The sequence below is a fragment of the Caballeronia catudaia genome, from assembly GCF_001544755.2.
Taxonomy (GTDB): domain Bacteria; phylum Pseudomonadota; class Gammaproteobacteria; order Burkholderiales; family Burkholderiaceae; genus Caballeronia; species Caballeronia catudaia.
The window spans coordinates 272,339-296,134 of sequence record NZ_FCOF02000003.1; the positions used below are offsets into that span (position 1 = coordinate 272,339).

The following is a 23,796-nucleotide window of genomic DNA, read 5'->3' on the forward strand; positions in this document are numbered from 1 at the left end:
ACGAACATGTCCACCGCGCCTGATATCACGCAGTCTTTCATTGGACGGCCCCAGTCGCGCATCGACGGACCGCTGAAGGTCTGCGGCCGCGCGCCTTACACATCCGACGTCGACTTGCCCGGCATGCTGTACGCCGTGCCGGTCGGCAGCACCATCGCGAGCGGCAGGATCACGTCGCTCGAATTCGCCGCCGCGCAAACCATGCCTGGCGTGAAGCTGATTCTGCATCGCGGCAATATCGGCCGCTTCTACCGCATCTCGGGCAATTCCATCGACACCGGTTTCGTCGATGAAAACCGCCCGCCCTTCGAAGACGACATCATTCGCTATTACGGGCAGTACGTCGCGCTCGTCGTCGCGGAGACGTTCGAGCAGGCGAGCGCCGCGGCCGCCGCGATCAAGGTCGGTTACGACAAGACGCCGCATGACGTGAGCGCGACGCTCGATATCGACAGGAAGCTCGATACGCACAGCGAACGCGGCTATCCCGACAAGGCGTTCGACGATGCGCCCGTGAAGATCGACGAGACGTATGTGACGCCCGTCGAGACGCATAACCCGATCGAACTGCATGCGACCATCGCGCACTGGAACGGCGAAACTTATACGTTCTACGAAACGAGTCAGGCCGTCGCGAATCATCAGGGCACGCTGATGCAGATGATGGGCCTGCCGAAAGAGAAAGTGCGCGTGATCTCGCGTTATCTCGGCTCGGGCTTCGGCGGCAAGCTATGGATGTGGCCGCATTCGCTGCTCGCCGCGGCCGCGACGCGACAACTGGAACGGCCCGTCAAGCTCGTGCTGTCGCGCAAGATGATGTTCCAGAACGTCGGGCACCGGCCGACGACGCAGCAGCGCGTGCGGCTCGCGGCGACGCAGGACGGCAAGCTCGTGTCGCTGCGGCATGACTTCGTGAATCACGAGGCCATCGCCGACGACTATGCGGAAGACTGCGGCGAAGCGACGCCTTCCATGTACAGCACGCCCAATCTTCGCGTGACGGGCGGCACGGTCAAGCGCAATGTCGGCTCGCCCACGTCGATGCGCGGACCCGGCGCCGTGCCCGGTTTGTACGCGCTCGAATCGGCGATGGATGAGCTGGCCATCGCGCTGAAGATCGATCCTGTCGAGCTGCGTTTGCGCAATGAGCCGAAAGTCGATGAAAGCAGCGGCTTGCCGTTTTCATCGCGGCATTTCGTCGAATGCCTGAAGACCGGCGCGGAGAAATTCGGCTGGAGCAAGCGCACGCCGGAAGTCGGCTCGATGAAGCGCGATGGCTTGACGCTCGGCTGGGGCGTCGGCGCATGCAGTTGGCCGGGCCTGCGCTTCTCGGCGGACGCGACCGTCGACCTGCGCGCGGATGGCACAGCGCGCGTCGCGTGCGGCACGCAGGATATCGGCACGGGCACGTACACGATCCTCGCGCAGATCGTCGCGGAGCATACGGGCATTCCGCTCGACAGGATCGAAGTCGGCCTCGGCGACACCGCGCTGCCGCTCGGTCCGGTATCGGGCGGTTCGGCGGCGACGGCATCGGTGATTCCGGCGGTATCGGATGCGGTGCGCGGGGCCATCAAGACGCTGCTCGCGCGTGCATCGAAGATCGAAGAGTTACCCTTCGCAGGCGTCAAAGCGGAAGAGCTCGCGATGAGCGGCGGGCATGTGCATCGCAAGAACGAGCGGCCGGAGAGCGGCGTGCCGTTTGCGCGCATTCTCGAAGCGGCGAAGCTGCATGCGGCGTCGGGCAACGGCAGCGCGAAAGGCGGCTTCGACGATCCGCTGAAGAAGAAGTGGTCGATCCACTCGTACGGCGCGCATTTCGCCGAAGTGACGTGGGAACCCGCGACGGCGCGTCTGCGCGTGAGCCGCGTCGTGACCGTGATCGATGCGGGCAAGATCCTGAATCCGCGTGCGGGCCGCAATCAGATAGAAGGCGCGGTCGTGATGGGCGTCGGCATGGCGCTTTTCGAGCACACCGTTTACGACGAACGAAGCGGCGCGCCGGTCAACAGCAGTCTCGCCGATTACGTCGTCGCAACGAATGCGGATACGCCGAAGATGGACGTCACCTTTCTAGACTATCCCGATACGATCTTCAACGAGCTCGGCGCGCGCGGGATCGCGGAGATCGGGCTGGCGGGGATCGCGGCGGCGATCACGGGCGCGGTATATCACGCGACGGGCGTGCGCGTGAGGAAGCTGCCGGTGATGATCGAGGATTTGTTGAAGGCGTAGGTGTTGGAACATGAAGCCCGGTCTTTTCGCGTCGTTCGCCGGCGCGAAAGCCGGGCTGATTCGCGTTCGTATAATGGCGCCACGCGGCGCATCGTCGAGCCGCTCATTTATCGGAAAACGAATTGAAAGACTCCAATGCGAAGCCGCTGACCGAAGGCGAACTCGATCGCCTCGAAGAATTGCTCGCTTCCTTCGATAACGCGATGACTCTGGAGAGGGTCGATGGCTTTTTCGCGGCGTTGATATGCGGCCCTGAACTGGTCCAGTTGGAGGAATGGCTGCTCGCGGTGCTGGGCGAAAACTATGCGCGCGCGAATGACGATGACGCCCGGAATACGGTGTTGCTGCTGATTCGTCACTGGAACACGATCGCTGACACGCTCGAGTTCACACTGAGCGAAGAGACTGTCTATCTGCCGGTGCTATCGCTGGACGAGGAAGATGGCGTCGCTCATGCCAACGAATGGGCAGACGGCTTCATGGACGGCATAAACATGCGCCGTGAAAGCTGGCAGGAGTTGTTCAGCGACGAGAATCACGCAGGATCGCTGGTTCCGGTTCTGATGCTCTACCACGAGGACGATCCGGATCCGGAACTGCGCACCGATCCCAAGGCGCTGGAAAACCGCGAGGAAATCATTCAGGTGATGATCGCGAGCCTGACCCATATCTATCGCTATTTCGACGAGCGGCGGCAGGAGAATGCGCGGCGCGACGCCGCCGAGTCGATGCCACGCAAAAGCGATAAAGTCGGCAGAAACGAACCGTGCCCGTGCGGCAGCGGGCGCAAGTACAAGCATTGCTGCGGGGCGGGTTCTTCTACGCTGCATTGAACGGCGGGCGGCGGGCGGATGAGGGCAAAAACGCTATGCTAGACTGCGTTCGCATCCTTATTCGGCCGCGAGCTCTCGTAACGCTCATATACGTAACTGCCATGAAGCCATCTGACGCTCTGCAAGCTCACCGTAACGACATTCGTCGCGTCGTCGAAGCACATCGCGCCAAGAATGCGCGCATCTTCGGTTCGGTCGCGCGTGGAGAAGATACCGAGGAAAGCGATCTCGATCTGCTGATCGACCCTACGCCGGAAACGTCGCTACTCGACATCGGCGCGATTCGGCATGAGTTGCGCGAGCTGCTCGGCGTGAAGGTGGATGTGCTCACTCCCGGCGCACTCCCCGACCGGAGTCGCGATGCAATCGTCGCGGGCGCTGTTCCGGTATGAGTCGAGACGCGGTGACGCTGCGCGAATACATCGATCACGTCATCACCGCGATCGGACGTATCAAGCGCTATACCGATGGACTCGACGAAGCCGCCTTCCGCAACGATGAATTCGCACAGGACGCGGTGATCCGCAACGTCGAAGTCGTCGGTGAGGCGTGCAGGAATATCCGTCGATATTTTCCTACGTTCGCCGCTCAACATCCCGAAGTGCCGTTCCAGTCCGCGTATGAAATGCGTAACGCGTTGACGCACGGTTACCATAAGATCGACCTCGGCATTCTCTGGGTGACGATTCGCGAAGATCTTCCGGCTCTTGGCAGACAGTTCGAGTCGCTCGCTGTCGATTTGGACGGTGCAATCTAGCGGCAATTCAAAAATCTGGCCCTCTTCAGGCACACCGCTTGCACCTTCCCCGCGCTTCGATCCTCCCCCAAGACGCGCTAACATAGGGACCAGCCCATCCTCAAAACCCCTGTGTAGCAGCAATCAGCCGGAGTGCCCATGAACGACATGATCAAACAACACGGCCTGCAGGTCGACGCCAGCCTCGCAAGGTTCGTCGATGAAGAAGCCATCCCCGGCACGGGCGTCGACAGCGCATCGTTCTGGAAAGGTTTCGATGCCATCGTGCACGATCTCGCCCCGAAGAACCGCGCACTGCTCGCCGAGCGCGACCGCCTCCAGACCGAGCTCGACAACTGGCATCGCAGCAATCCCGGCCCCGTGCGCGATCTGCGCGCCTATCGCAAGTTTCTGGAAGACATCGGCTATATCGTGTCCGCGCCCGCGCATGTGCAGGCGAGCACCGCCAATGTCGATCGCGAAATCGCCGAGCAGGCCGGCCCGCAACTCGTCGTGCCGCTCTCGAATCTCCGCTATGCGCTCAACGCCGCCAACGCGCGCTGGGGCAGCCTCTACGACGCGCTCTACGGCACCGACGCCATCGACGAATCCGATGGCGCCGAGCGCACCGCGCAATTCAATCCGAAGCGCGGCGCAAAAGTGATCGCCTACGCGCGCGCGTTCCTCGACGACCACGCGCCTCTCGCCCACGGCTCGCATGCCGATGCGACGAAGTACAGCGTCGAGCAAGGCAAACTCGTCGTCACGCTGAAGGACGGCGCCAGGGGCGGACTCGCGAACGGCGAACAGTTCGCGGGCTTTCAGGGCGATGCGAAAGAGCCGTCCGCGATTCTGCTCAAGCACAACGACCTGCACTTCGAGATCCAGATCGACGCGAACCATTCCATCGGCAAAACGGATGCCGCGCACGTCAAGGACGTGCTGATGGAAGCGGCGGTGAGCACGATCATCGACTGTGAAGATTCGGTCGCCGCCGTCGATGCCGCCGACAAGACGCAGCTCTATCGCAACTGGCTCGGCCTCATGCAAGGCCATCTCGCCGAGCAGGTGACGAAGAACGGCAAGAGCTTCACGCGCAGAATGAACCCGGACCGCGAATACACCGCGCCCAATGGCGGCACGGTCAAGCTGCACGGACGTTCGCTCTTGTTCGTTCGCAACGTCGGCCATCTGATGACGAATCCCGCCGTGCTCGACCGCGACGGCAACGAGATTCCGGAAGGCATCCTCGACGCCGTGATGACCACGCTCGGCGCGATGCACGATCTCAAGAACAAGATGAACTCGCGCACGGGTTCCATCTATATCGTGAAGCCGAAGATGCACGGCCCCGCCGAAGTCGCGTTCGCGGACGAGCTGTTCTCGCGCGTCGAAGATCTGCTCGGCTTGCCGCGTCACACGATCAAGATGGGCATCATGGACGAGGAGCGGCGCACGAGCGTGAATCTGAAGGCGTGCATCGCGGCGGCGGGCGCGCGCGTGGCGTTCATCAACACGGGCTTTCTGGATCGCACCGGCGACGAGATGCATTCGTCGATGGAAGCCGGCCCGATGATGCGCAAGGGCGACATGAAGTCATCGAAGTGGATCAGCGCGTACGAGCGCAGCAACGTGCTCGTCGGCCTGAACACGGGCCTGCGCGGTCGGGCGCAGATCGGCAAGGGCATGTGGGCGATGCCCGATCTCATGCACGCGATGCTCGAGCAGAAGATTGCGCATCCGCGCGCGGGCGCGAACACCGCATGGGTGCCCTCGCCCACGGCGGCTACGCTGCACGCGCTGCACTATCACATGGTCGATGTGCAACAGGTTCAGCAGGAACTCGAAAGCATCGACTACGACAGCCAGAGAAACGAGCTGCTCGATGGCTTGCTGACGATTCCCGTCGTCGATAAGCCGTCGTGGTCGGAAGAGGACATCAGGAACGAAATCGAGAACAACGCGCAGGGCATTCTCGGCTATGTGGTGCGCTGGGTCGATCAGGGCGTCGGCTGCTCGAAGGTGCCGGACATTCACGATGTGGGCCTGATGGAAGACCGCGCGACGCTGCGCATTTCGAGCCAGCACATCGCGAACTGGCTGCGGCATGGCATCGTCACGGAAGAACAGGTTCGCGCGACGCTCGAACGCATGGCCGCCGTGGTCGACAAGCAGAACGACGCCGATCCGACCTATCGCCCGATGGCGCCTTCATTCGATAGCTCGTACGCGTTCAAGGCCGCCTGTGCGCTCGTGTTCGAAGGCCGCACGCAGCCGAGCGGTTATACGGAACCGCTGCTGCACAAGTTCCGGTTAGCGGCCAAGCAATCGATGTAAGCCGTCGAGCGGCGGCGGGTCACTGCTCCGACCAGAGCTTGCCCGCCGTCGCCCAGTTCTCGCGCTTCACATCGGTCAGAATGATATCGACCGAACCCGGCTCGCAGCCGAGCGTCTCGCATGTCGTGCGCGTGATCGCCTCGACGAACTTGCGCTTCTCTTCCTGCGTGCGGCCTTCGAATAGCTGAATGTTGAATGTCGGCATGGCGTCGGTCTCCCGTTGAGTTGAATTCAGTCGCGATAAGACGCATCGATACGGTCGAGCTTGCGCAATAGCGCCGGCCATTCGAGCGCGCCTTCGATGGCGTCATCGTCGTGCAATTGCGCCGCGGTACGCGTGACGACTTCGGGCGTCGGCACGATCATCTTCCCCACGCCCGCGAGCGCGCGAAGCTGAATATCGCATGCCTTGACGAGCATATCCATCAGCACATAAGCCTCGGCGACGGTGCGCCCGAGCGTGAGCGGCCCATGATTGCGCAGCAGCATCGCGCGATGCGCGCCGAGACTCTTCACCAGCCGCTCGCCTTCCGCCGGCGAAAACGCCAGGCCTTCGTAATCGTGATACGCGAGATGGCCATGAAAGCGCATCGCGTGCTGCGACGCGGGCAGCAGGCCATGCGGCTGCGTCGATACCGCGATCGCCTCGCGCACATGCAGATGCATCACGCAAACGGCATCGTCGCGCGCGGCATGCACCGCGCCATGCAGCGCGAAGCCCGTCGCGTTCACCGGATGCGCGCTTGCGCCGATCACGTTGCCGTCGATATCGATCTTCACGAGATTGCTCGCGGTGACTTCATCGAACGAAAGCCCGAACGGATTGATGAGAAAGCGCCCTGGCTCGCCCGACACGCTCGCGGAAATGTGCGTATAGACGACATCGTCCCAGCCGTTGAGCGCGACAAGCCGATACGCGGCGGCGAGATCTTCGCGCGCGGGCTGTTCGGTCTCCGAGCGCGGCCCGCTTTCCGCGATCCTGCGCTCAGGCGTGTGGTTGAACGACATGCGATTCTCCTTGTTGCGATGTTCCCGACAAGCGCCGCGCGAGCACGATCACCGCCCACGACGCCAGCACGAACGGCGCGGTCAGCGCGGCGATGCCGGCGCAATCGATCGAGCGTTCGATCAGCACCGCGGCGACGATCGCGACGAACGCATAACGCTTGCCGAGCGGCGCGGCCGCGAGCGCGGCCAGCGCCGCGTTGAAGCCGCATGCGCCCGATAGCACGACCGCATCGCTCGCGCCGCCCAGCGCGTGCAGCGTGGCGCCGAGCGCGCTGCCCGCGAGCGCCCACGCAGCCTGCGACGGCCGCGACGCGAACAGCCCCGCCGCGATCAATGCGCCGGCGAGCGCGCCGGTCGCGAACGTGATCGGCGCGAGACCCGCGAACGCGGCTTGCAGGATCGGAACGAGGCCGGCGGCTACTTGCGGGATCGCGCCCGTGTCGCCGCGATCGGCGAAAAGCGGCAGCCAGCACCAGGTCACGATGATCGCCGGGCTGGAGAAGATCGGCAGCCGGTAGCGCGACAGCACGCGCGTGAGTCTGGCAGCGAGAAAGGTGGCGAACATCGCCGCGACGATCGCGACGGCCGCAGCCTGCGACGCATCGCCGATGAACGTGAACGCGGCCAGCGCGGCGAGCGCGCCGTTGAAGCCGTAGAGATCGTCACGGAAAGCAGGCGCGTCGCGCTCTTCGATGATGACGCTGATGACATTGCCCGTCAGCGTGCCGATCAGAAGCCCGCAAGCGAGGCGCGGGCTCGCGCACAGGACGGCGAGAAACAGCAGCGCGCCGGTCGCGGCATGGCGCTGAAGCACGATCTGCCCGATCGCGCGGGCGAAGCTGCGGAGCTGGTCGCCGAAAGCGGCGTTCGAATGGAGAGCGGAAGACATGCTGGGCGGGCGACGGCGTGCGAAGCCGCCAGCATAAAGCAGCCGGCGCGCGCCGTGCGACGGCGGGCCGAATAATCTGTATGTGATCTGAAGCGAAAGGCGCGGCGAACGCGCGCCAGAGAAGGATGAAGCTTAGTTGAACGCCATCGGAACCAGCGGCGTCGGCTCGCCCGTACCCGGATTCGCCAGCGACAGTTCCGCATTCAACTTCACCATTTCCGTGACGTTATCGCGGAAGTTCGGGTGCTTTTCCCACGTGATGTAGCTCGCGTCCATGACGGCGGACAGCGTGAGCAGGCAAAAAGCGACTTTTTCGAGCACTTGGAAGTGGCGGCGCATGATCTGTTCCTCAATCTTTGCGGCATTGTAACAGACTTAAGGGTTTTCCCCTAAGGGTTTTGTTGCAATGCCTCAAATAGCCGCCCGACAACCGTTATGCCCGAACCCTGCTTCGGCTACATCGATGCGTCCAGGATCGCTTCGTAATCCGCGCTCGACGCCTCGCGTGGATTCGTCTTATGACTGTGATCCTTGAGCGCGCCCGCGACGATGCGCGGAAACAGTTCGCGCGTGACGCCGAGTTCACCAAGGCCGCGCGGCAGGCCGAGCGTCGCGGTCATCGCGCGGACCGCTTCGCCGACTTCGCTCCCGGATTTCAGGCCCATCGCCTGCGCGATGCGATTCAGCTTGCCCTCTTCCTGCATCGACGGCGCGCTGCTGTTGAACGCGATCACCGCGGGCAGAAAGATCGCGTTGAGCGTGCCGTGATGGAGCTTCGGATTAATGCCGCCGAGCGAGTGACTCAGGCTGTGCACGCAGCCGAGGCCTTTCTGGAACGCGAGCGCGCCTTGCATCGATGCGCTCATCATGTTCCAGCGCGCGATGCGGTCCGAGCCGTCGCGCGTCGCCCGCTCGATGTGACGCCATGCGCGCCACAGGCCGTCGAGCGCGATGCCGTCGGCGGGTGCGTTGAACGCGGGCACCATGAAGGTTTCGAGGCAATGCGCGATCGCGTCCATGCCGGTCGCGGCGGTGAGCATCGGCGGCAGGCCGAGCGTGAGTTCCGGGTCGCAGATCGCCACTTTCGGCACGACATGCGGCGAGATCACGCCGACCTTGCGGCCATCGTCGAGAATGAGGATCGCGCCGCGGCCCACTTCGCTGCCCGTGCCTGCGGTCGTCGGAACGGCGATGACCGGCGCGGTCTTCGCCGTGATGCGCGCGAGGCCGCCTTCGATGACCGCGAAGCTCTGCAGCGGGCCGTCGTGCGTCGCGCAGACCGCCACGCCTTTCGCGAGATCGATCGACGAGCCGCCGCCCGCCGCGATCACGCCATCGCACTGATTCTCCTTGAACATCGCGACGGCTTCGCGCACGGCCGCTTCGTTCGGATTCGGCGGCGTGCCGTCGAACACCGGCACGGGCGAGGATGAATTCAGCGCATCGAGCACCTTGTCGAGCAGGCCGGCGGCGCGAATGCCGGCATCGGTCACGACGAGCGGGCGGCGAATGCCGAGGCGTTCGCACTCGCTTGCAAGCAGGCGCACCGCGCCGAAATCGAATTGAATCTGCGTGATGTAATTGATGAGGGGCATGGTGACTGACTGAAGGTTAGGGTCGATGCCGCTTTGCAAAGCCCGCTTGCAAGCGGCACGGCGCCTGTCAGTATAGAAGCCGACGCCCCGGCGCGATATTGACTAGTTTCGATACCGTGATGACTTTTACTCAACCCAGGCCCTCTTGACGACGTAGCGTCAGAAGCGGAAGTCGTCGAAGAACTTCTCGCGTTCGATCACGGTGAGTGCGGCGCGCTTGCATCACCGCTTCTCCACCTCCAGCGTCTTCGCATACCCCGTCAATTCGAGATATCCACGCCCACGCCCGCCGTCCCCATCGAGCGTCACGGCGCCTTCCCAATACAGCGCGCCGGTGGAATCGCGCGAGTCGAGTTCCTGATCGTCGATGAGCGGACTCAACCGCCAGCGCATCCCGCCGACGCGCAGATTCATCGCCACGGGATAAACCGTGTTCGTGCGCGGCGAGCGCCACTGCCGCTCGGGCGTGAACTCGACATCGCCTGGGCCGAATTGCTCCGTCGCGCCATCGGAACCGCGCAGCGCCGCGTGCGCCCAGACAGCGTGACCGTCGCGGGCGCGGACCTTGAACGCCATCAGCGCGGAGCCGTCGTCGAGATTCGCACCGAGCCAGTCCCAGCCGGCGGCGTCCGCTGAAAGCAGCGTGCTCGACCATTCATGATCGAGCCAGGCGCGGCCCGTCACATCGACACGCCGGTTCGTCGATGGCCGCGTCACACTGCCCGTCACCCTCAATTGCGGCTCGCTGTAATACCAGCTCGCCTGCTCCGGCCGCGGACCTTTGCGCGAATACCCGCCCTCGCCCTGGATCATCGGCGGCTGCGTCGGCGTGAAGGTCAGATGGAGCGCGAAGCCCGCCGCATCGGCGATCACCGAATAGCTGCCGTCCGATGCGCGCGTCATGCGCCACGCGTCGAGCTTCACGTCGGTATTGCCAGCTTTCGCGTACGCAAGCCCGAAGCCCTGCCGCGCGACGTTCTGATCGTGCACGAGCCGCCCATGCGCCGGGTCGGACAGCGCCGCGTGCGCGATGATCAATTGCGACGGATCGAACGCGCTCCTGCCCGCTTTCGCGTCCGATACCTTCCCCGTGTTCGAGCGAAAGAACGTGATCTGAAAGCCGAGCGGTTGATGATCCGGCGTTTCGAGCCAGCCCGTCGCGTACCACCATTCCGTGCGATACGCCGGATGCGCGCCGCTGTCCTGCGGCCATCGGATCGCCTGTCCAGGCACGACGGGCGCGAACGCGGGTGCTTCGGCGAGCGCGATTGTCGACGAGAACAGCAACATCAAAAGCAACGCCCGCATCACCAGTCCTCCCGCACGGCGCGCACCGCATCGACGGACACGGCGCGCCGTCCCGCCAGCAACGCCGTCGCGCACGACGACACGAGCATCACGCACGCGATTGCCCCGATCATCGTCCACGGGACGTGCAGCGACATGCTCCAGTGAAACGACTGCGGATTCACGACGAACACGAGAATCAGGCTGATCGCGAAGCCGAGCGCACAGCCCATCGCGATGCCGAGCAGCGTGAGCCATCCGGCTTCGGAAGCGAGCAGCGCGAGAATCTGCGCGCGCGTCACGCCGACGTGCCGCAGCATGCCGAATTCGCGCGAGCGCGCGAGCGTCTGCATCGAGAACGTCGCGCCGACGCCGAACAGGCCGATCACGATCGCCACCGCTTCGAGCAGATACGTCACCGCGAAGCTGCGATCGAAAATGGTCAGCGTGCGCGCGCGGATTTCGCCCGGCTCCGAGAATTCGAGCGCATCGCCGAAAGGCAGCTTCCTGATCGCGCCGATGACCTGCGCCGCGCCCGACCCCGCGCGCAACGTGATCGCGATATCGGTGGCGGCCGTATCGCCGGTGAGGCGGCGGTAATCCGCGATGCGCATCTGCAACGCGCCCGTCTGCCGCACGTAGTCGCGCCAGATGCCCGCGACGACGAAGCGCTCTCCCGTCCCGCCGATGGGCAGCGTGACGCGCTCGCCGACGCGATAGCCGTACAGATCGGCCATCGCCTCCGATGCCCACACGGGCGTCTCGCCCTCGCGCCACGACGATGGCGGCAACACGTCGCCGGTCATTTGCAGCGTCGCGCCGGGATCGGCGGCATCGAGTTCGCGGGCGATCAGCGCGACGGGCGGCTTCGCGGCATCGAGCGTCAGTTTCGACGTGCGCGAAAACGCCGCATGCGCGACGCCGTTCGCGCCGGCAATCAGCAGCTGCTGATCGGGACGCAGGCCGCCCGTGTCGCCGCTCGACGCCATGCGCACGTAAAGATCCGCCGACAGCAGATGCGCGAGCCAGTCTTCCACCGACACGCGAAAGCTCGTGACCATGATCGCCATGGCAACGATCAGCGTGAAGCTCGACAGCACGCCGCCCATCGCGATCGACGCCTGCCCCGGCGCATTCGCGAGACGCGCGAGCGCGAGCGTCGCGACGGCGCCGCGCGGTTTCGCGGTGCGCCGGAACACGATCGCGGTGACACGCGGCATCAGCGCAATGCCGCCGACGAGCAGCAACCCGACGGCGACATAGCCGGCGATGGGCGCATCGAAGACAGGCGGCGCCTGCGTCAGCGCGGCGCCTGCCGCGAGGCACGCGAGCGCGGGCCACGGCCTGCCGAGCGGCGCGAGCGCGGCCTCCTCGCTACCGGCTTTGAGCGCGGGCGCGGGGCGGGCGCGCGCCGCTTCGAGCGCCGGAACGAGCGTGCCGGCGAGCGCGACGCCGATGCCGAGCGCGAGAAAGATCGCGCTTGCGACCGGCTCGAACGCGACGCGCGGCTCGACACCGGGAAAATAACCGCCGCCGAGATCGCTGCCGAAAAAGCGCAGCGCGAAGGCCGCGACGGCGAAGCCGAGCGCGATGCCGAGCACGCCGCCCGCCACGCCGAGCAGCGCGCCTTCGAGCATGATCTGCCGCACGAGCGCCGCGCGCGTCATGCCGAGCACGCGCAGCATCGCGAATTGCGCGCGCCGGCGCACGACACCCGCCGCCTGCGTCGAAAAGACGAGAAACGCGCCGGTGAAAAGCGCGACGAGCGCGAGCACGTTCATGTTGATGCGATAGGCGCGCGAGAGACGATCCGTGCGGCTTTCGACGTCGCTCGTCTCCGTCACGACGAGCCGGGCGCCGAGTTCGCGTTGCAGCGTTCGACGAAACGCATCGCGATCGACGCCGCGCGCGAGTTGCAGATCGACGCGCGACAGCTTGCCCGTCATCGAGAAATGCGTCTGCACGGCGGCGATGTCCATCACCGCGATGCGCTGCCCGGGGCGCGTGCGCGCGATGCCGCCCGCGACGCGCAGCTTCACCTTCGACGTGCCGCTTTGCAGCTCGACCGCCGCACCATCGCGCGCGCCGAGCCACGCAAGCGCGGCGGGCGAAAGAAAGATGGCGCCGTCATCGAGCACATCGAGCGGCGCATTGGGCGACGGCACGCCGGTCAGATCCGGCGCGATGCGTTTCGCGCGGAACACGTCGATGCCGAGCACCTTGAGCGGCGCGGTCTTGCCGGGCACGGCGGCATCGACCTCGAGCACCGGACTCGCGATCGCAACGCCCGCGTGCGCCGCGAGTTGCGGATAGACGTTCTCATCAATGAAGGCTTGAGCGCCGCGCACCTGCAAGTCCGCCTGTCCCGAAAGGCTGCGCGCGGCGGCCGAGAACTCGTTGAAGGCCGCTCCGTTGATGAGCTGCACCGCATAACCCAGGCCGACGCCGAGCGCGATCGTCAGCATCGCGACGAGCGCGCGACCCCGGTGGCTGCGCCATTGCGCGCCGAGCAGCCAGCGCGTCAACGTATCGAATGGACGGGACGCGACTGTGCTCATCGAGTGAGCGCACCGGCATGCAGCGCGCCATCGGCGAGGATCAGCACGCGGTCGGCGAAAGCGGCGGCCGCTTCGGAATGCGTGACCATCACGGTCGCGGCGCGCGTCGCCTTGGTTTCGGCGCGCAGCAGGTCGAGCACTTCATGCGCGGTCTGCGGATCGAGATTGCCGGTGGGTTCATCGGCGAGCAGCAGGCGCGGACGATGCACCAGCGCCCGCGCGATCGCCACCCGCTGCAGTTCGCCGCCCGAGAGCTGGCGCGGCATGTCGTCGCCCCGTCCGTCGAGGCCGACCGCCGCGAGCATCGCGCGCGCGGGCGCGGCCGGCATGCCGTTCAGCAAAAGCGGCACGGCGACATTCTGGAAGAGCGTCAGATGCGGCAAGACGTGAAACGCCTGGAACACGAAGCCGAGCTTTTGGCGACGAAGGCGCGTGGCGGCGTCGTCGGAGAGCGTCGAGATGGACGCGCCGTCGATCAGCACGTCGCCGCTGTCGGCGGTATCGAGGCCCGCGATCAGATTGAGCAGCGTCGATTTGCCGACGCCCGAATCGCCCATGATCGCGACGAACTCGCCCGCGCCGAGCGCGAAATCGAGCGCATCGAGCACGATGCGCCCGCCGCTGTAGGTCTTCGAGAGGCGGCGGCATTCGAGGGCGGGAGAGACGTCGGGGTCGGCAGGTCGCATGTTCATCGGCGGGCAGGCTGATCGGTTCGCAAGCATTGTGCCCATGAAAAGCCCGCAGCGCTTCGAGCGTTCGTCGCGAGGGTTATCCCTTAGGCGTACCGGATTGACTTAAGCCATTTGAGAAATCAAACTGTGATCACAGATCAAACAGCACATACGGGAACGCAGTCTTGGCACCTCGATCCGCATCGCAACCCATGCCGCAACTCGAAATCATCGCCACGGAAACGATGGCGACGAAGGTCTATCAGCAACTGCGCGAAGCGATCATGAGCGGCAGTTTCGCCGCGGGCCAGCCGCTGAGTCTGCGCGGCGTGGCCGAAGCGGTCGGCCTCTCGACGATGCCGGTGCGCGCCGCCCTCACGCGTCTGCGCGCGGAAGGCGCCCTGGTCGACGGCCCGTCGCGCGGCCTCATGGTCCCGCCGATGACGCCCGAGCTGCTCGAAGAGCTGCGCGACGTGCGTATCGCGCTGGAAGGCTGCGTCGCGGAACGCGCGGCTGCGCGCATGACCAACGGCGACGTCGCGGCCGTGCAGCGCATCTTCGATGAAATGAACGCCCACGTCGAAGCCGACGATGCACGCGACTATTTGCGCTGCAACTTCGCGTTCCACACGAGCATCTACCGCCATGGCGCGAGCGAGATGACGCTCGCGACCATCCAGAACATGTGGATGCGCATCGGCCCATTCCTGAACATGGTCGCGCCCGATGTCGCGCACATGCGCGTGTCGATGCACGCGCACCGGCAGATTATCGATGCGCTGTGGAAGCGCGACGGCGCGGCGGCGCGCGAAGGGATCGCGAAGGACATCCGCGACGCTGCCCGCGATCTCGAATCGCGTCTGCGCTCGCAGCAGGAACAGCCGCGGCGTCACGCGCAAAGCTGAACACGGCAAGGCGTGCGTGCCGCGCCTCCGTCACGAATCATCAGCATGACTAATCGCTTGAGCGAGGACAGCGCACGTCCTTCGCAAACATAACCAGAAAGGAATTAGACGATGGACTTCATGAAACTTCTCACGCCCCGCCCCGGTTTGCGCGTGCTGATCACGGGCGGCGCGTCGGGCATCGGCCTCGTCATCGCGAAGGCGTTCGTGTCGACGGGCGCACGCGTGCATGTCTGCGATGTCGATGCGAAAGCCATCGACGCGGCATCGAGCGCTTCGCCTGCGATCTCCGGCACGCGCGCCGACGTCGCGAACAAGGACGACGTGAAGCGCGTGTTCGAAGACGTGCGACGCGAACTCGGCGGCCTCGATGTGCTGATCAACAACGCGGGCATCGCGGGACCGACGGGCGGCATCGACGCGATCGATTCCGACGATTGGGAAAAGACCATCGACGTGAATCTGAACAGCCAGTACTACTTCTCGCGCGAGGCCGTGCCGATGCTGCGCGACGCGGCCGATGGCGGCGTGATCGTGTTCATGTCGTCGGTGGCGGGACGTCTCGGCTACGGTTTCCGCACGCCCTATTCCGCGACCAAGTGGGCCGTGGTCGGGCTCGCGAAGAGTCTCGCGATCGAGCTCGGTCCCGACAACATCCGCGTGAATGCGGTGCAGCCGGGCATCGTCAAAGGTCCGCGCATGGAAGGCGTGATCGCCGCGCGCGCGAAGCAGCTCGGCCTCGGTTACGAAGAGATGGAGAAGCAGTATCTCGCGAAGATTTCGCTGCGCCGCATGGTCACGCAGGAAGAAGTCGCCGCGAGCGTTCTCTATCTCAGCTCGCCCGCCGGCAGCGCGGTTTCAGGGCAAGCGCTCTCCGTCTGCGGCAACGTCGAAACGCTTTGAGGAAAGAGGAACACATGGCAACGAAACGCAAGGTCATCATTACGTGCGCTCCGACGGGCGCGATCCATACGCCGTCGATGTCGCCGTATCTGCCGGTCACGCCCGATCAGATCGCCGGGGCCGCGCTCGCGGCGGCGAAAGAAGGCGCCGCCATCCTGCATCTGCATGCGCGAGATCCCGAAGACGGACGTCCGACGCAGGACCCCGCCGTGTTCGAGCGCTTTCTGCCGCGTCTGAAGTCGCAAACGGATGCGGTCATCAATCTGACGACCGGCGGCAGCCCGCACATGACGGTCGCGGAGCGACTCAAACCCGCGCATCACTTTCAGCCGGAAGTGGCGTCGCTGAACATGGGCTCGATGAACTTCGGTCTCTATCCGATGCTCGACCGCTTCAAGGATCTGAAGCACGACTGGGAACGCCAGCATCTGGAAAAGAGCCGCGATCTCGTCTTCAAGAACACGTTCGCGGATATCGAATACATCCTGACATCGTGCTCGGCCAACGGCACGCGCTTCGAGTTCGAGTGCTACGACATCTCGCATCTGTATAACCTCGCGCATTTCGTCGATCGCGGGCTCGTCAAGGGGCCGTTCTTCGTGCAGAGCGTGTTCGGCCTGCTGGGCGGCATCGGCGCGCATCCGGAAGATCTCGCGCACATGAAGCGCACCGCGGATCGTCTCTTCGGCAACGACTATGTCTGGTCGATTCTCGGCGCCGGCCGCAATCAGATTCCGCTCGGCTCGATCGGCGTCGCGCAAGGTTCGAACGTGCGCGTAGGTCTCGAAGATTCGCTGTGGATCGGGCCGGGCGAGCTCGCCGAATCCAGCGCCGCGCAGGTGCGCAAGATCCGGCAAGTGATCGAAGGCCTGTCGCTCGAAGTCGCGACGCCCGCCGAAGCACGCCAGATGTTGTCGCTGAAAGGCGGCGACAACGTGAACTTCTGATCGTCGAATGCGCGCGCCGTGCAGGCGGCGCGCGCATGCCATCACGCTATCACGCCATTAGAAATACAACGCCTACGGAGACGTACCTTGTCCAAGCCCAACACGACGAGCGCCGCGCAGCACACGTCGCTCAGCAGCCTGATGCTGCGCAAGCTGATGCCCTTGCTGGTGATCGTCTATGTGATCAGCTTTCTCGATCGCACGAACATCGCGCTCGCGAAGCATTCGATGAGCATCGATCTCGGCATCTCCGCCGCCGCGTACGGACTCGGCGCGGGTCTGTTCTTCCTGACCTACGCGGCCTTCGAGATTCCGAGCAACCTGATCATGCACAAGGTCGGCGCGCGCTTCTGGATCACGCGCATCATGGTGACGTGGGGCGCGCTGTCCGTCGCGATGGCCTTCGTCACCGGCGAAACCTCGTTCTACGTGATGCGCCTTCTGCTCGGCGCCGCCGAAGCGGGCCTCTTTCCCGGCGTGATGCTGTATCTGACGTACTGGTTCGGGCGTGAAGAACGCGCCCGCGCGACGGGTTATTTCCTGCTCGGCGTGTGCGTGGCGAATATCGTCGGCGGTCCGCTCGGCGGCGCGCTGCTCGAACTCGACGGCGCGCTCGGCTTTCACGGCTGGCAATGGCTCTTCGTGATCGAAGGTGTGCCCGCGATCCTGCTGGCGTTCGTCGTCTGGAAACTGCTGCCCGACCGTCCGACGAGCGCGAAGTGGCTGTCGCGCGATGAAGCCGTCGCGCTGGAGCGCCGCCTCGCCGCCGAGCATGACACACAGGGCGGCGGCCACGGCGCCGGTGCATTTCGCAGCGTCCTCGGCGATCGTCAGGTGTGGCTTGCGATCCTCGTGTACTTCTGCCATCAGTTGACGATCTACACGGTGATTTTCTTCCTGCCGGGCATCATCGGGGCATCGGGACACTTTTCGCCGCTGACGATTGGACTGCTCACCGCGACGCCGTGGATCGCCGCCGCCATCGGCGCCGCCACGCTGCCGCGCCTCGCGACCGATTCGTCGAAGAGCCGGCGCATGCTGATCGGCGGACTCGTCATCATGGCGTCGGGCATGCTGATCGCCGCATGGGCGACACCCGTGATCGGGCTGCTGGGCGTCTGCCTCTCCGCGTCGATGTTCTTCGTCGTGCAATCGATCATCTTCACGTTCCCGTCGTCGCGGCTCTCCGGCAGCGCGCTCGCGGGCGGCCTCGGGCTCGTCAATTCGTGCGGTCTCCTGGGCGGCTTCGTCGGCCCGACGGTGATGGGCATCATCGAGCAGACGACTGGCCGTGCGATGAACGGGCTGCTCTGTCTCGCCGTCGCGCTGCTGATCGCGGCGGTGTGCAGCGCGCGCCTGCGTCACGGCGACGAGGAACGCGCCGACGCGAAGCGCGGCGTCATGTCCAACGCCTGATCGCCGGACGATTCACTTCTGCGGCATCGTGCCGGGCCGCATATACGCGAACATGTGCGACACGTAATCCGGCTTGCCGAGCGGCACGCCGTGATTGCGCAGAATTGCGTAGGCGGTCACGGCGTGAAAGTAGAACTGCGGCAACGACCAGTCGCGCGCGTATTGTTCGCCGGTCATGTCAAAGACGATGCCGTTCGGCAGATCCAGCGCGATCTGCAGATCGGCGCCCACGTCGAGCGCGTCGTCCGACAGACCGGACAGCAACGCGATCGCCTCCGCGAGACGCGCCTTTGCGTCAGCGAACGTGCCCGGCTGCTCGTTCGACTTCGCGCCCTCCCCGCGCACGTTCAGCAACGCCGGCGGCAGCGCCATTGCGCGCAGCCGATACACCGGCTCCTGCGCCTGAAAACACACGAAACGCACTTGCGCGGCGAGCGGATACATGTCCGGCGCGAGACGCAGCGTCATGAGCGCATCGGCGTTGCGCGAGCTGTCGTGCGCGGCGGCTTTGTCGAGCCACGCCGACAGGTTTTTCAGCGTCTGCAAGAAGGTCGGAACGAGAAGACGGGTCAGTTGCATCGAATACTCCATGGGTCGAGATCTGCGATCTTATATCGATACGGAGCTTTCCCGCGCGGAACGCCGCGGCGTCAGAGCAAGCCAAACACCGCGACGCCCGTCTTCGTGCCCACGAATACTTTGCCGTTCGCGATCGTCGGCGAGATGAACTTGTTGCCGGGTCCGAACTGATCGCGCGAGCCCGCCGAATTGCTGCTGTAGAGCTCGAAGAGATTGCTGGCGTCGTAGGCATGCAGCACGGCCGGCGTCACGTTTTCCACGCCCCAGACGATGCCGTTCGTGTTGCCGTTCGCGGAGATGACCGGCGCGAGGCCCGGAAAGCCCCAGTTGTTGGGCGGGCTCGTGCTCTGGCTCGATGCCGCGGTCGCCACCACTGCGTTGACGACCGGCAGCGCCTTCAGATGATCGCCCGCCGGGCCGACATAGATCGTGTTGTTGTAGAAGGCGGGCGCCGTGAACATCGGGCCGGTGATCGTCGAGAACAACTCCTGATAGATGTGGTCGCCGTTCGAATCGAACTTGCCCATGTTGTCGCGATCCACGATATAGAGCGCGCGTGTCTTGCCGCCGCCTATCGCGAGGTGCCGCACGTTGCCGTTGATATCGGTCAGATCGGGCAACACCAGCACGCCGCCCGAACCTAGGTCGAGATCCTGGCTCGACTGCACGACCGTGTCGGACGGCTCGAAGTAGTCGGTCACCTTCAGCGCCGGCGTCGGCGTGACCTTGAGGAAGCCGTTGCCGAAGTCGTCGTGGATCGGCATGTCCTGCGCGTTGGTGGTCGGATCGAAAGTGCCGTTGCCGTCGAGGAAATAGATCGACGCGCCATCCGACGCGAGACCCGCGCCGCCCATCCAGATGCCGCCCATCTCGCCGTTCGGCGCGACGTTGAGAATGCTCGTCTGCTTGAGCGTGTCCGCGCTGTAGCCCATCACCCAGCCGGTGTATGGCAGCACGTCGCAATGGGAGCTCCATGCCGTGTACACGACGCCGTTCAGCAACAGCAACGATGCGCGCTCGATATATTGGCCGGGCGAAAACGGCACGACGCCATTGACGCTGCCCGATCCGGTGCCCGGATACGAACCGGTGATTTCCGTCGGACCGTTGAGGAGCTCGGCGCCCGTCGCGATGTCGAGCGCGTGTATGCGCTGATGATAAGCGCCGCCCGCGTCCTTCGACATGGCGACGAGATACATCACGCCATTCGGCCCGCGCGAACGATCGATGACGGGCGTCGACGTGATGCCGATGGTCGGCGTGGTCTGGTTACAGCCGTGGTCGTCGCTCGGTGTCTCGCCGGCCAGCGCCGCGGACACCCGCCAGAGCACGGCGCCCGTGTCGGCGTCGAAGGCATAGGCGCTCGCGTTCTCGGTCACGACGTACAGCACGTTATGCGTGGCGCCCGAAATCGGCACGTTCGCGAGATAGAGCGGCTGCGCATCGACGGCGCCGTCGACCGGATAGAAACCGAGCTTGCCGAACTTCGCCGGGGTGACGTTCGCGGGTGTGAGCCGGGTCTCGGCGAGCTGCTGCGCGGTGCGCAGGATGTCGTTGTGATATGTGGCGACGTCCATCGGAGTCGATGGAGACGGCGTGCTCGCCGGGGGGGCGCTCGAGCCGGATGGCGCGCTCGCCGGGATTCCCGATGATGCCGACGACGGACTGGACGCTGCCGCAGGGCTCGACGCCGACGAAGCACCCGACGCGCCCGAAGTGGGCGCGGCGCCGGTCTGCGAGGTCGTGTCGGAGCTGGAACTGCCCCCGCTGCATCCACCGATGATTGCTGCAATAGCGCCTGCGAACACGCCGACCGTTAAGTGCCCTTTCATCTTCGGATCTCCGTTCTGGAGGGGGCCGAGCCCGGTGCTTTGCGATTATCGGCTGCGGCGGCTTAACTCCGGAATCAAATCGTCGGGGAGAGCTAGTGATTGTCGGAATCGTCAGGTCAGGCTGTGTATGCGTACGAAGATTGGATGTTTCGGCATCGCAGGGAAAAACAGGACGATCGGTCAGTACATTCAAGGCAGATCCGATTTCGGTCTTTCAGGCACGCTTTTCGTACTCGTGACGAAGTCGTTATCTCGCATCGTCAATGCGCTGCGAACTAAATACCGTCTGATTAAAAAAACTGTCAGACTTAAGCGACTACCTAAGAAACGTAATAAAACTTAAAACGGGTAAGAAGACAAAATATGAACGTATACGCTTCTACTTACGGAATGTAGGCAACGGCGCGCAATCGGCACACTCTACCGGCGTCGTGGCCTCTTCAAAAAACATAGAACCTGAGAGATTGATGCCCCAACCCGATGACGTCGTCTATAAAGGACACGACTGAGCGCGACCGCCCTATTGGAGCAGGACACATACGCGGCGATGCTCGTCGTTCGGGAACCGGGCGGCACGCGCCGCGCAAGCGGCACGCTCCGCGAGTTTGCAAGTGCGATCGGCGCCGTGCGCTACGCATTCGCTAGCACACATCACCGCAGGCGAGCCCCTCGCGCGCCTTCTCCCATTTCCGACGAGACGAATCTATGATTATTTATCACCGGGGAGCGGCTTTTCAGCCCTCTGCCAACCGTGTGGGCAATGCTTTCGTCGCGACCGCTTCGATTCTTGAAGAGGACGGCCATGCAACCTCGCTCGGCAATCTCGGTGCGTTCGCCAGCAAGGACGGCGCGCTCGGCTTCGCGGTCCGATGCGCCACCGCATTTCTCGACGGCGACGAATTGCCCTTGCCGCCTTTCCAGTTGACGCTGCAAAAGAGCTGCAACGCATCGGGCGTTGCTTAACGCGGAATCGCGCTCAGGCCGCGCTAGAAGGGTTACGACCGCGCGCCTCACGGAAGCGGAAGAATCCGCTGCGCAGCACCACCGATGTTCCTCCGATGCGGTTCAGCAAGTGTTCCGCGGCGCCTTCGATCGACGATCGGTGGCACTCGAAGGCCAGTTGCAAATCTTCCTCTCGCCATGACGCGGCGCCGAAGTGATCTTCGAGCGCCTCCGCGGAAATAGTGCATTGGACTTGCTCGCCATCGGCGACGGCCGCGAACGTGAGCGAAGGGGCATCGCCCTGATAGACGGGCGCCTGACTCAGAAACTTGATGTTCATGCCGGACCTCGTGAGCGATGTTGCGCGGAGTTTCGACGGGAAAGAATATCCCTTCAGTCTCCGCGATGGTTCATCAGCCCGTATTGATCCAGATCAATACGGCCCGGCCGAGACGCCTGCCGCCGCCGCCGCGCGCAACGCGTGTAGGATGGAAACCGTTGATCAACGCACTTCAGGAGCCGCCATGAAAGCGGTGTGCCCGCTGCACGGGCCGACCACCATCATTCGCACGAACGCATACGGCTTTCCGGTCTATGCGTGCTGCTGCGACGACGTGCCGTATGTCACCCCGCCGGATGCATGCACGAGAGCGCCGACTCAACGCGGCGCTCCAGCCGAGCCGCAACAACCCCGGCGATCCAGGACTGCCAAGGAATGAACGCGCAGCGCATCAAGCCGGATCGGCTTGCGCGGCGGTCACCGCCATGCGGTCCCGCCGAGGCCGGCGCGCATTGATCAGGCAAACCGCCAGCATCGCGATAACACCCGGAATGGCGATAGCGACGAAGTTCTGCTGAAGCGGCAACGCCTTGCTCACGAGAAAGCCGATCACAATGGGCGCGAGAATCGCACCGCTGCGACCGACGCCCGATGCCCAGCCGATGCCCGTCGAGCGTATGGCCGTCGGATAGAACTGTCCCGCGAAGGCATACGTGACGATCTGAGTGCCGATGGTCGAAGCGCCAGCCAGCCCGACGAGGAGGAACAGCACGCCGACCGGAACCTTCACGCCCAACATGCTGATCGAGACGGCGGCGAGCGCATACATCGCGATCAGCACGTATTTGATATTGAATCGGTCGGCGAGCCATCCACCGCCGATAGCGCCGATCATCGCGCCGAAGTTCAGCACGAGAACGAACGTGAGTGCCGAGCCGAGGCTGTATCCGGCGCCCGCCATGAGTTTCGTCAACCACGAACTCAACGCGTAGACCATGAAGAGGCACATGAAGAACGCGATCCACAGCATGACGGTGCTTACGCCGCGGCCGTCCGCGAAAAGGCGGCTGATCGTCGAGCCGGACACGGCCTCGCGCTCGGAAAGCGAAAAGCTATCGGCTTGCTGCGGCACGTATCCGGGTTCGATGCGCGGAAGAATCTTTTTCAACGTCTCCACACGGCCCTTGCTGACGAGAAACCCAAGCGACTCGGGCATGTACCTGAGAATCACCGGCGCGAGAAGCGCGGGCAATCCCGCTGCAAAGAATACGGATTGCCAGCCGTAACGCTCGATCATCGCTTTGCCGACGAGCGCCGCGAGCATGCCGCCGACGGAGTAGCCGCTGAACATCACCGTGACCATCGTGCTGCGAATCTTGCGCGGCGAATACTCGGTCATCTGCGCGACCACGTTCGGCATGACGCCGCCGATTCCGAGTCCCGCGAGAAAGCGCGCGATGCCGAACGTCAGCGGATCCTTCGTAAAACCCGCTGCGGCAGTGAATACACTGAAGAGCAGAAGGCAGATCACGATCGCGGGCACACGGCCGATTCTGTCGGCGATCGTTCCAAGGAAAACCGCGCCTATCATCATGCCGAGCAAAGCGGAGCTCACCATGAATCCGGCGCTGGTCGCCTGGACGCTCATGTCCTTCATGATCGATGGCAGCGCGATGCCCACGACCGCGAGATCATAACCATCGAAAATGATGATGAGCGCGCACCAGAAAAGAAGCAGCACATGGTATTTCCTGAATCTGGCATCGTCGCATAGCTTTTGAACGTCGATTTGACGCATGTTGTCTCCTTTACTTTAGGTACTACATTGAATTCCGCGATTCTG

General features: G+C 64.2%; 24 protein-coding genes. 12 read left to right on the top strand and 12 right to left on the bottom strand.

Translation table 11 applies throughout. The features are described 5' to 3' along the window. Positions 1-6 precede the first annotated feature (6 nt). The 5 genes from AWB75_RS05145 (at position 7) to AWB75_RS05165 (ending at position 6,141) form a co-directional block, all read left to right on the top strand. Positions 7-2,235, top strand: coding sequence for a xanthine dehydrogenase family protein molybdopterin-binding subunit (locus tag AWB75_RS05145; protein ID WP_061122978.1), 2,229 nt, complete (start codon positions 7-9; stop codon positions 2,233-2,235). Positions 2,236-2,357: 122 nt separating this feature from the next. Beyond that, a complete protein-coding gene (locus tag AWB75_RS05150; RefSeq protein ID WP_061122979.1) occupies positions 2,358-3,068 on the top strand; it encodes a UPF0149 family protein in 711 nt (236 codons plus the stop codon). A gap of 101 nt (positions 3,069-3,169) precedes the next feature. After that, positions 3,170-3,460: a nucleotidyltransferase family protein gene (locus tag AWB75_RS05155; RefSeq protein WP_061122980.1), complete on the top strand. Its 291-nt coding sequence runs from the start codon at positions 3,170-3,172 to the stop codon at positions 3,458-3,460. Continuing rightward, positions 3,457-3,825, top strand: a complete 369-nt coding sequence (locus tag AWB75_RS05160; protein ID WP_061122981.1) for a HepT-like ribonuclease domain-containing protein — start codon at positions 3,457-3,459, stop codon at positions 3,823-3,825. The genes AWB75_RS05155 and AWB75_RS05160 overlap by 4 nt, the downstream gene beginning before the upstream one ends. A 138-nt stretch (positions 3,826-3,963) precedes the next feature. Beyond that, complete coding sequence (locus AWB75_RS05165; protein ID WP_061122982.1) at positions 3,964-6,141, top strand: malate synthase G; 2,178 nt, start codon at positions 3,964-3,966, stop codon at positions 6,139-6,141. A gap of 19 nt (positions 6,142-6,160) precedes the next feature. Here AWB75_RS05165 and AWB75_RS05170 read toward each other — a convergent pair whose 3' ends face one another. From AWB75_RS05170 to AWB75_RS05205, 8 genes are all read right to left on the bottom strand, one after another. Beyond that, positions 6,161-6,427, bottom strand: a complete 267-nt coding sequence (locus tag AWB75_RS05170; protein ID WP_087086477.1) for a 4-oxalocrotonate tautomerase — start codon at positions 6,425-6,427, stop codon at positions 6,161-6,163. After that, complete coding sequence (locus tag AWB75_RS05175; RefSeq protein ID WP_061122983.1) at positions 6,373-7,149, bottom strand: class II aldolase/adducin family protein; 777 nt, start codon at positions 7,147-7,149, stop codon at positions 6,373-6,375. Before AWB75_RS05175 ends, AWB75_RS05170 begins: the two co-directional genes overlap by 55 nt. Continuing rightward, on the bottom strand, positions 7,127-8,038 hold the full coding sequence (locus AWB75_RS05180; RefSeq protein WP_061122984.1) for an urea transporter: 912 nt from the start codon (positions 8,036-8,038) through the stop codon (positions 7,127-7,129). The genes AWB75_RS05175 and AWB75_RS05180 overlap by 23 nt, the downstream gene beginning before the upstream one ends. Before the next feature lie 132 nt (positions 8,039-8,170). Then, on the bottom strand, positions 8,171-8,377 hold the full coding sequence (locus AWB75_RS05185; RefSeq protein WP_061122985.1) for a hypothetical protein: 207 nt from the start codon (positions 8,375-8,377) through the stop codon (positions 8,171-8,173). A gap of 116 nt (positions 8,378-8,493) precedes the next feature. After that, positions 8,494-9,633 (bottom strand): iron-containing alcohol dehydrogenase, encoded by a 1,140-nt coding sequence (locus AWB75_RS05190; protein WP_061122986.1) that lies wholly within the window; start codon positions 9,631-9,633, stop codon positions 8,494-8,496. A gap of 222 nt (positions 9,634-9,855) precedes the next feature. Then, entirely contained in the window at positions 9,856-10,941 is a 1,086-nt protein-coding gene (locus AWB75_RS05195) for a lipocalin-like domain-containing protein (RefSeq protein ID WP_061122987.1), read from the bottom strand. Then, entirely contained in the window at positions 10,941-13,478 is a 2,538-nt protein-coding gene (locus AWB75_RS05200) for an FtsX-like permease family protein (RefSeq protein WP_061122988.1), read from the bottom strand. Before AWB75_RS05200 ends, AWB75_RS05195 begins: the two co-directional genes overlap by 1 nt. Continuing rightward, a complete protein-coding gene (locus AWB75_RS05205) occupies positions 13,475-14,164 on the bottom strand; it encodes an ABC transporter ATP-binding protein (RefSeq protein WP_061123065.1) in 690 nt (229 codons plus the stop codon). Before AWB75_RS05205 ends, AWB75_RS05200 begins: the two co-directional genes overlap by 4 nt. A 170-nt stretch (positions 14,165-14,334) precedes the next feature. Here AWB75_RS05205 and AWB75_RS05210 point away from each other — a divergent pair, with 170 nt between their 5' ends. The 4 genes from AWB75_RS05210 to AWB75_RS05225 all read left to right on the top strand — a co-directional run bounded on the left by AWB75_RS05210 (position 14,335) and on the right by AWB75_RS05225 (position 18,320). After that, a complete protein-coding gene (locus AWB75_RS05210; protein WP_061122989.1) occupies positions 14,335-15,054 on the top strand; it encodes a GntR family transcriptional regulator in 720 nt (239 codons plus the stop codon). Positions 15,055-15,165: 111 nt separating this feature from the next. Next, positions 15,166-15,957: an SDR family oxidoreductase gene (locus tag AWB75_RS05215; RefSeq protein WP_061122990.1), complete on the top strand. Its 792-nt coding sequence runs from the start codon at positions 15,166-15,168 to the stop codon at positions 15,955-15,957. Between the two features lie 14 nt (positions 15,958-15,971). Further along, on the top strand, positions 15,972-16,904 hold the full coding sequence (locus AWB75_RS05220) for a BKACE family enzyme (protein ID WP_061122991.1): 933 nt from the start codon (positions 15,972-15,974) through the stop codon (positions 16,902-16,904). 141 nt (positions 16,905-17,045) lie between these two features. Then, positions 17,046-18,320, top strand: a complete 1,275-nt coding sequence (locus tag AWB75_RS05225) for an MFS transporter (RefSeq protein WP_235011997.1) — start codon at positions 17,046-17,048, stop codon at positions 18,318-18,320. A gap of 12 nt (positions 18,321-18,332) precedes the next feature. On the opposite strand, the gene AWB75_RS05230 is transcribed toward AWB75_RS05225, so the two are convergent. Both AWB75_RS05230 and AWB75_RS05235 read right to left on the bottom strand, forming a co-directional pair. Further along, on the bottom strand, positions 18,333-18,899 hold the full coding sequence (locus AWB75_RS05230) for a DUF1993 domain-containing protein (RefSeq protein WP_061123066.1): 567 nt from the start codon (positions 18,897-18,899) through the stop codon (positions 18,333-18,335). Positions 18,900-18,970: 71 nt separating this feature from the next. After that, positions 18,971-20,476 carry a pyrrolo-quinoline quinone gene (locus tag AWB75_RS05235; RefSeq protein ID WP_235011979.1) on the bottom strand — a complete coding sequence of 502 codons (1,506 nt, stop codon included), beginning with the start codon at positions 20,474-20,476 and terminating at the stop codon, positions 18,971-18,973. On the opposite strand from AWB75_RS05235, the gene AWB75_RS38370 reads away from it, so the two are divergent. Together AWB75_RS38370 and AWB75_RS05240 are read left to right on the top strand one after the other, a co-directional pair. Further along, complete coding sequence (locus AWB75_RS38370; RefSeq protein WP_235011982.1) at positions 20,463-21,074, top strand: hypothetical protein; 612 nt, start codon at positions 20,463-20,465, stop codon at positions 21,072-21,074. The genes AWB75_RS05235 and AWB75_RS38370 overlap by 14 nt on opposite strands. Before the next feature lie 362 nt (positions 21,075-21,436). Further along, positions 21,437-21,694, top strand: coding sequence for a hypothetical protein (locus AWB75_RS05240; protein ID WP_061122994.1), 258 nt, complete (start codon positions 21,437-21,439; stop codon positions 21,692-21,694). 13 nt (positions 21,695-21,707) lie between these two features. Here the strand turns inward: AWB75_RS05240 and AWB75_RS05245 are convergent, their stop codons facing one another. Further along, a complete protein-coding gene (locus tag AWB75_RS05245) occupies positions 21,708-22,013 on the bottom strand; it encodes a DUF1488 family protein (RefSeq protein ID WP_061122995.1) in 306 nt (101 codons plus the stop codon). Between AWB75_RS05245 and AWB75_RS38375 the strand changes: the two genes are divergently transcribed. Next, positions 22,012-22,392 (top strand): hypothetical protein, encoded by a 381-nt coding sequence (locus tag AWB75_RS38375; RefSeq protein WP_235011984.1) that lies wholly within the window; start codon positions 22,012-22,014, stop codon positions 22,390-22,392. The two genes, AWB75_RS05245 and AWB75_RS38375, sit on opposite strands and share 2 nt — an antisense overlap. Positions 22,393-22,404: 12 nt before the next feature. Here AWB75_RS38375 and AWB75_RS05255 read toward each other — a convergent pair whose 3' ends face one another. Continuing rightward, on the bottom strand, positions 22,405-23,751 hold the full coding sequence (locus AWB75_RS05255) for an MFS transporter (RefSeq protein ID WP_061122996.1): 1,347 nt from the start codon (positions 23,749-23,751) through the stop codon (positions 22,405-22,407). Positions 23,752-23,796: the final 45 nt, after the last annotated feature.

Excerpts from the sequence above, each read along its gene's own strand:
- AWB75_RS05145 (WP_061122978.1), top strand. The coding sequence starts at position 7 with ATGTCCACCGCGCCTGATATCACGCAGTCTTTCATTGGACGGCCCCAG.
- AWB75_RS05155 (WP_061122980.1), top strand. The coding sequence starts at position 3,170 with ATGAAGCCATCTGACGCTCTGCAAGCTCACCGTAACGACATTCGTCGC.
- AWB75_RS05160 (WP_061122981.1), top strand. The coding sequence starts at position 3,457 with ATGAGTCGAGACGCGGTGACGCTGCGCGAATACATCGATCACGTCATC.
- AWB75_RS05165 (WP_061122982.1), top strand. The coding sequence starts at position 3,964 with ATGAACGACATGATCAAACAACACGGCCTGCAGGTCGACGCCAGCCTC.
- AWB75_RS05170 (WP_087086477.1), bottom strand. The coding sequence starts at position 6,427 with ATGGCCGGCGCTATTGCGCAAGCTCGACCGTATCGATGCGTCTTATCG.
- AWB75_RS05175 (WP_061122983.1), bottom strand. The coding sequence starts at position 7,149 with ATGTCGTTCAACCACACGCCTGAGCGCAGGATCGCGGAAAGCGGGCCG.
- AWB75_RS05180 (WP_061122984.1), bottom strand. The coding sequence starts at position 8,038 with ATGTCTTCCGCTCTCCATTCGAACGCCGCTTTCGGCGACCAGCTCCGC.
- AWB75_RS05185 (WP_061122985.1), bottom strand. The coding sequence starts at position 8,377 with ATGCGCCGCCACTTCCAAGTGCTCGAAAAAGTCGCTTTTTGCCTGCTC.
- AWB75_RS05190 (WP_061122986.1), bottom strand. The coding sequence starts at position 9,633 with ATGCCCCTCATCAATTACATCACGCAGATTCAATTCGATTTCGGCGCG.
- AWB75_RS05195 (WP_061122987.1), bottom strand. The coding sequence starts at position 10,941 with ATGCGGGCGTTGCTTTTGATGTTGCTGTTCTCGTCGACAATCGCGCTC.
- AWB75_RS05200 (WP_061122988.1), bottom strand. The coding sequence starts at position 13,478 with ATGAGCACAGTCGCGTCCCGTCCATTCGATACGTTGACGCGCTGGCTG.
- AWB75_RS05205 (WP_061123065.1), bottom strand. The coding sequence starts at position 14,164 with ATGCGACCTGCCGACCCCGACGTCTCTCCCGCCCTCGAATGCCGCCGC.
- AWB75_RS05215 (WP_061122990.1), top strand. The coding sequence starts at position 15,166 with ATGGACTTCATGAAACTTCTCACGCCCCGCCCCGGTTTGCGCGTGCTG.
- AWB75_RS05220 (WP_061122991.1), top strand. The coding sequence starts at position 15,972 with ATGGCAACGAAACGCAAGGTCATCATTACGTGCGCTCCGACGGGCGCG.
- AWB75_RS05225 (WP_235011997.1), top strand. The coding sequence starts at position 17,046 with ATGCTGCGCAAGCTGATGCCCTTGCTGGTGATCGTCTATGTGATCAGC.
- AWB75_RS05230 (WP_061123066.1), bottom strand. The coding sequence starts at position 18,899 with ATGCAACTGACCCGTCTTCTCGTTCCGACCTTCTTGCAGACGCTGAAA.
- AWB75_RS05235 (WP_235011979.1), bottom strand. The coding sequence starts at position 20,476 with ATGGACGTCGCCACATATCACAACGACATCCTGCGCACCGCGCAGCAG.
- AWB75_RS05240 (WP_061122994.1), top strand. The coding sequence starts at position 21,437 with ATGATTATTTATCACCGGGGAGCGGCTTTTCAGCCCTCTGCCAACCGT.
- AWB75_RS38375 (WP_235011984.1), top strand. The coding sequence starts at position 22,012 with ATGCCGGACCTCGTGAGCGATGTTGCGCGGAGTTTCGACGGGAAAGAA.
- AWB75_RS05245 (WP_061122995.1), bottom strand. The coding sequence starts at position 22,013 with ATGAACATCAAGTTTCTGAGTCAGGCGCCCGTCTATCAGGGCGATGCC.
- AWB75_RS05255 (WP_061122996.1), bottom strand. The coding sequence starts at position 23,751 with ATGCGTCAAATCGACGTTCAAAAGCTATGCGACGATGCCAGATTCAGG.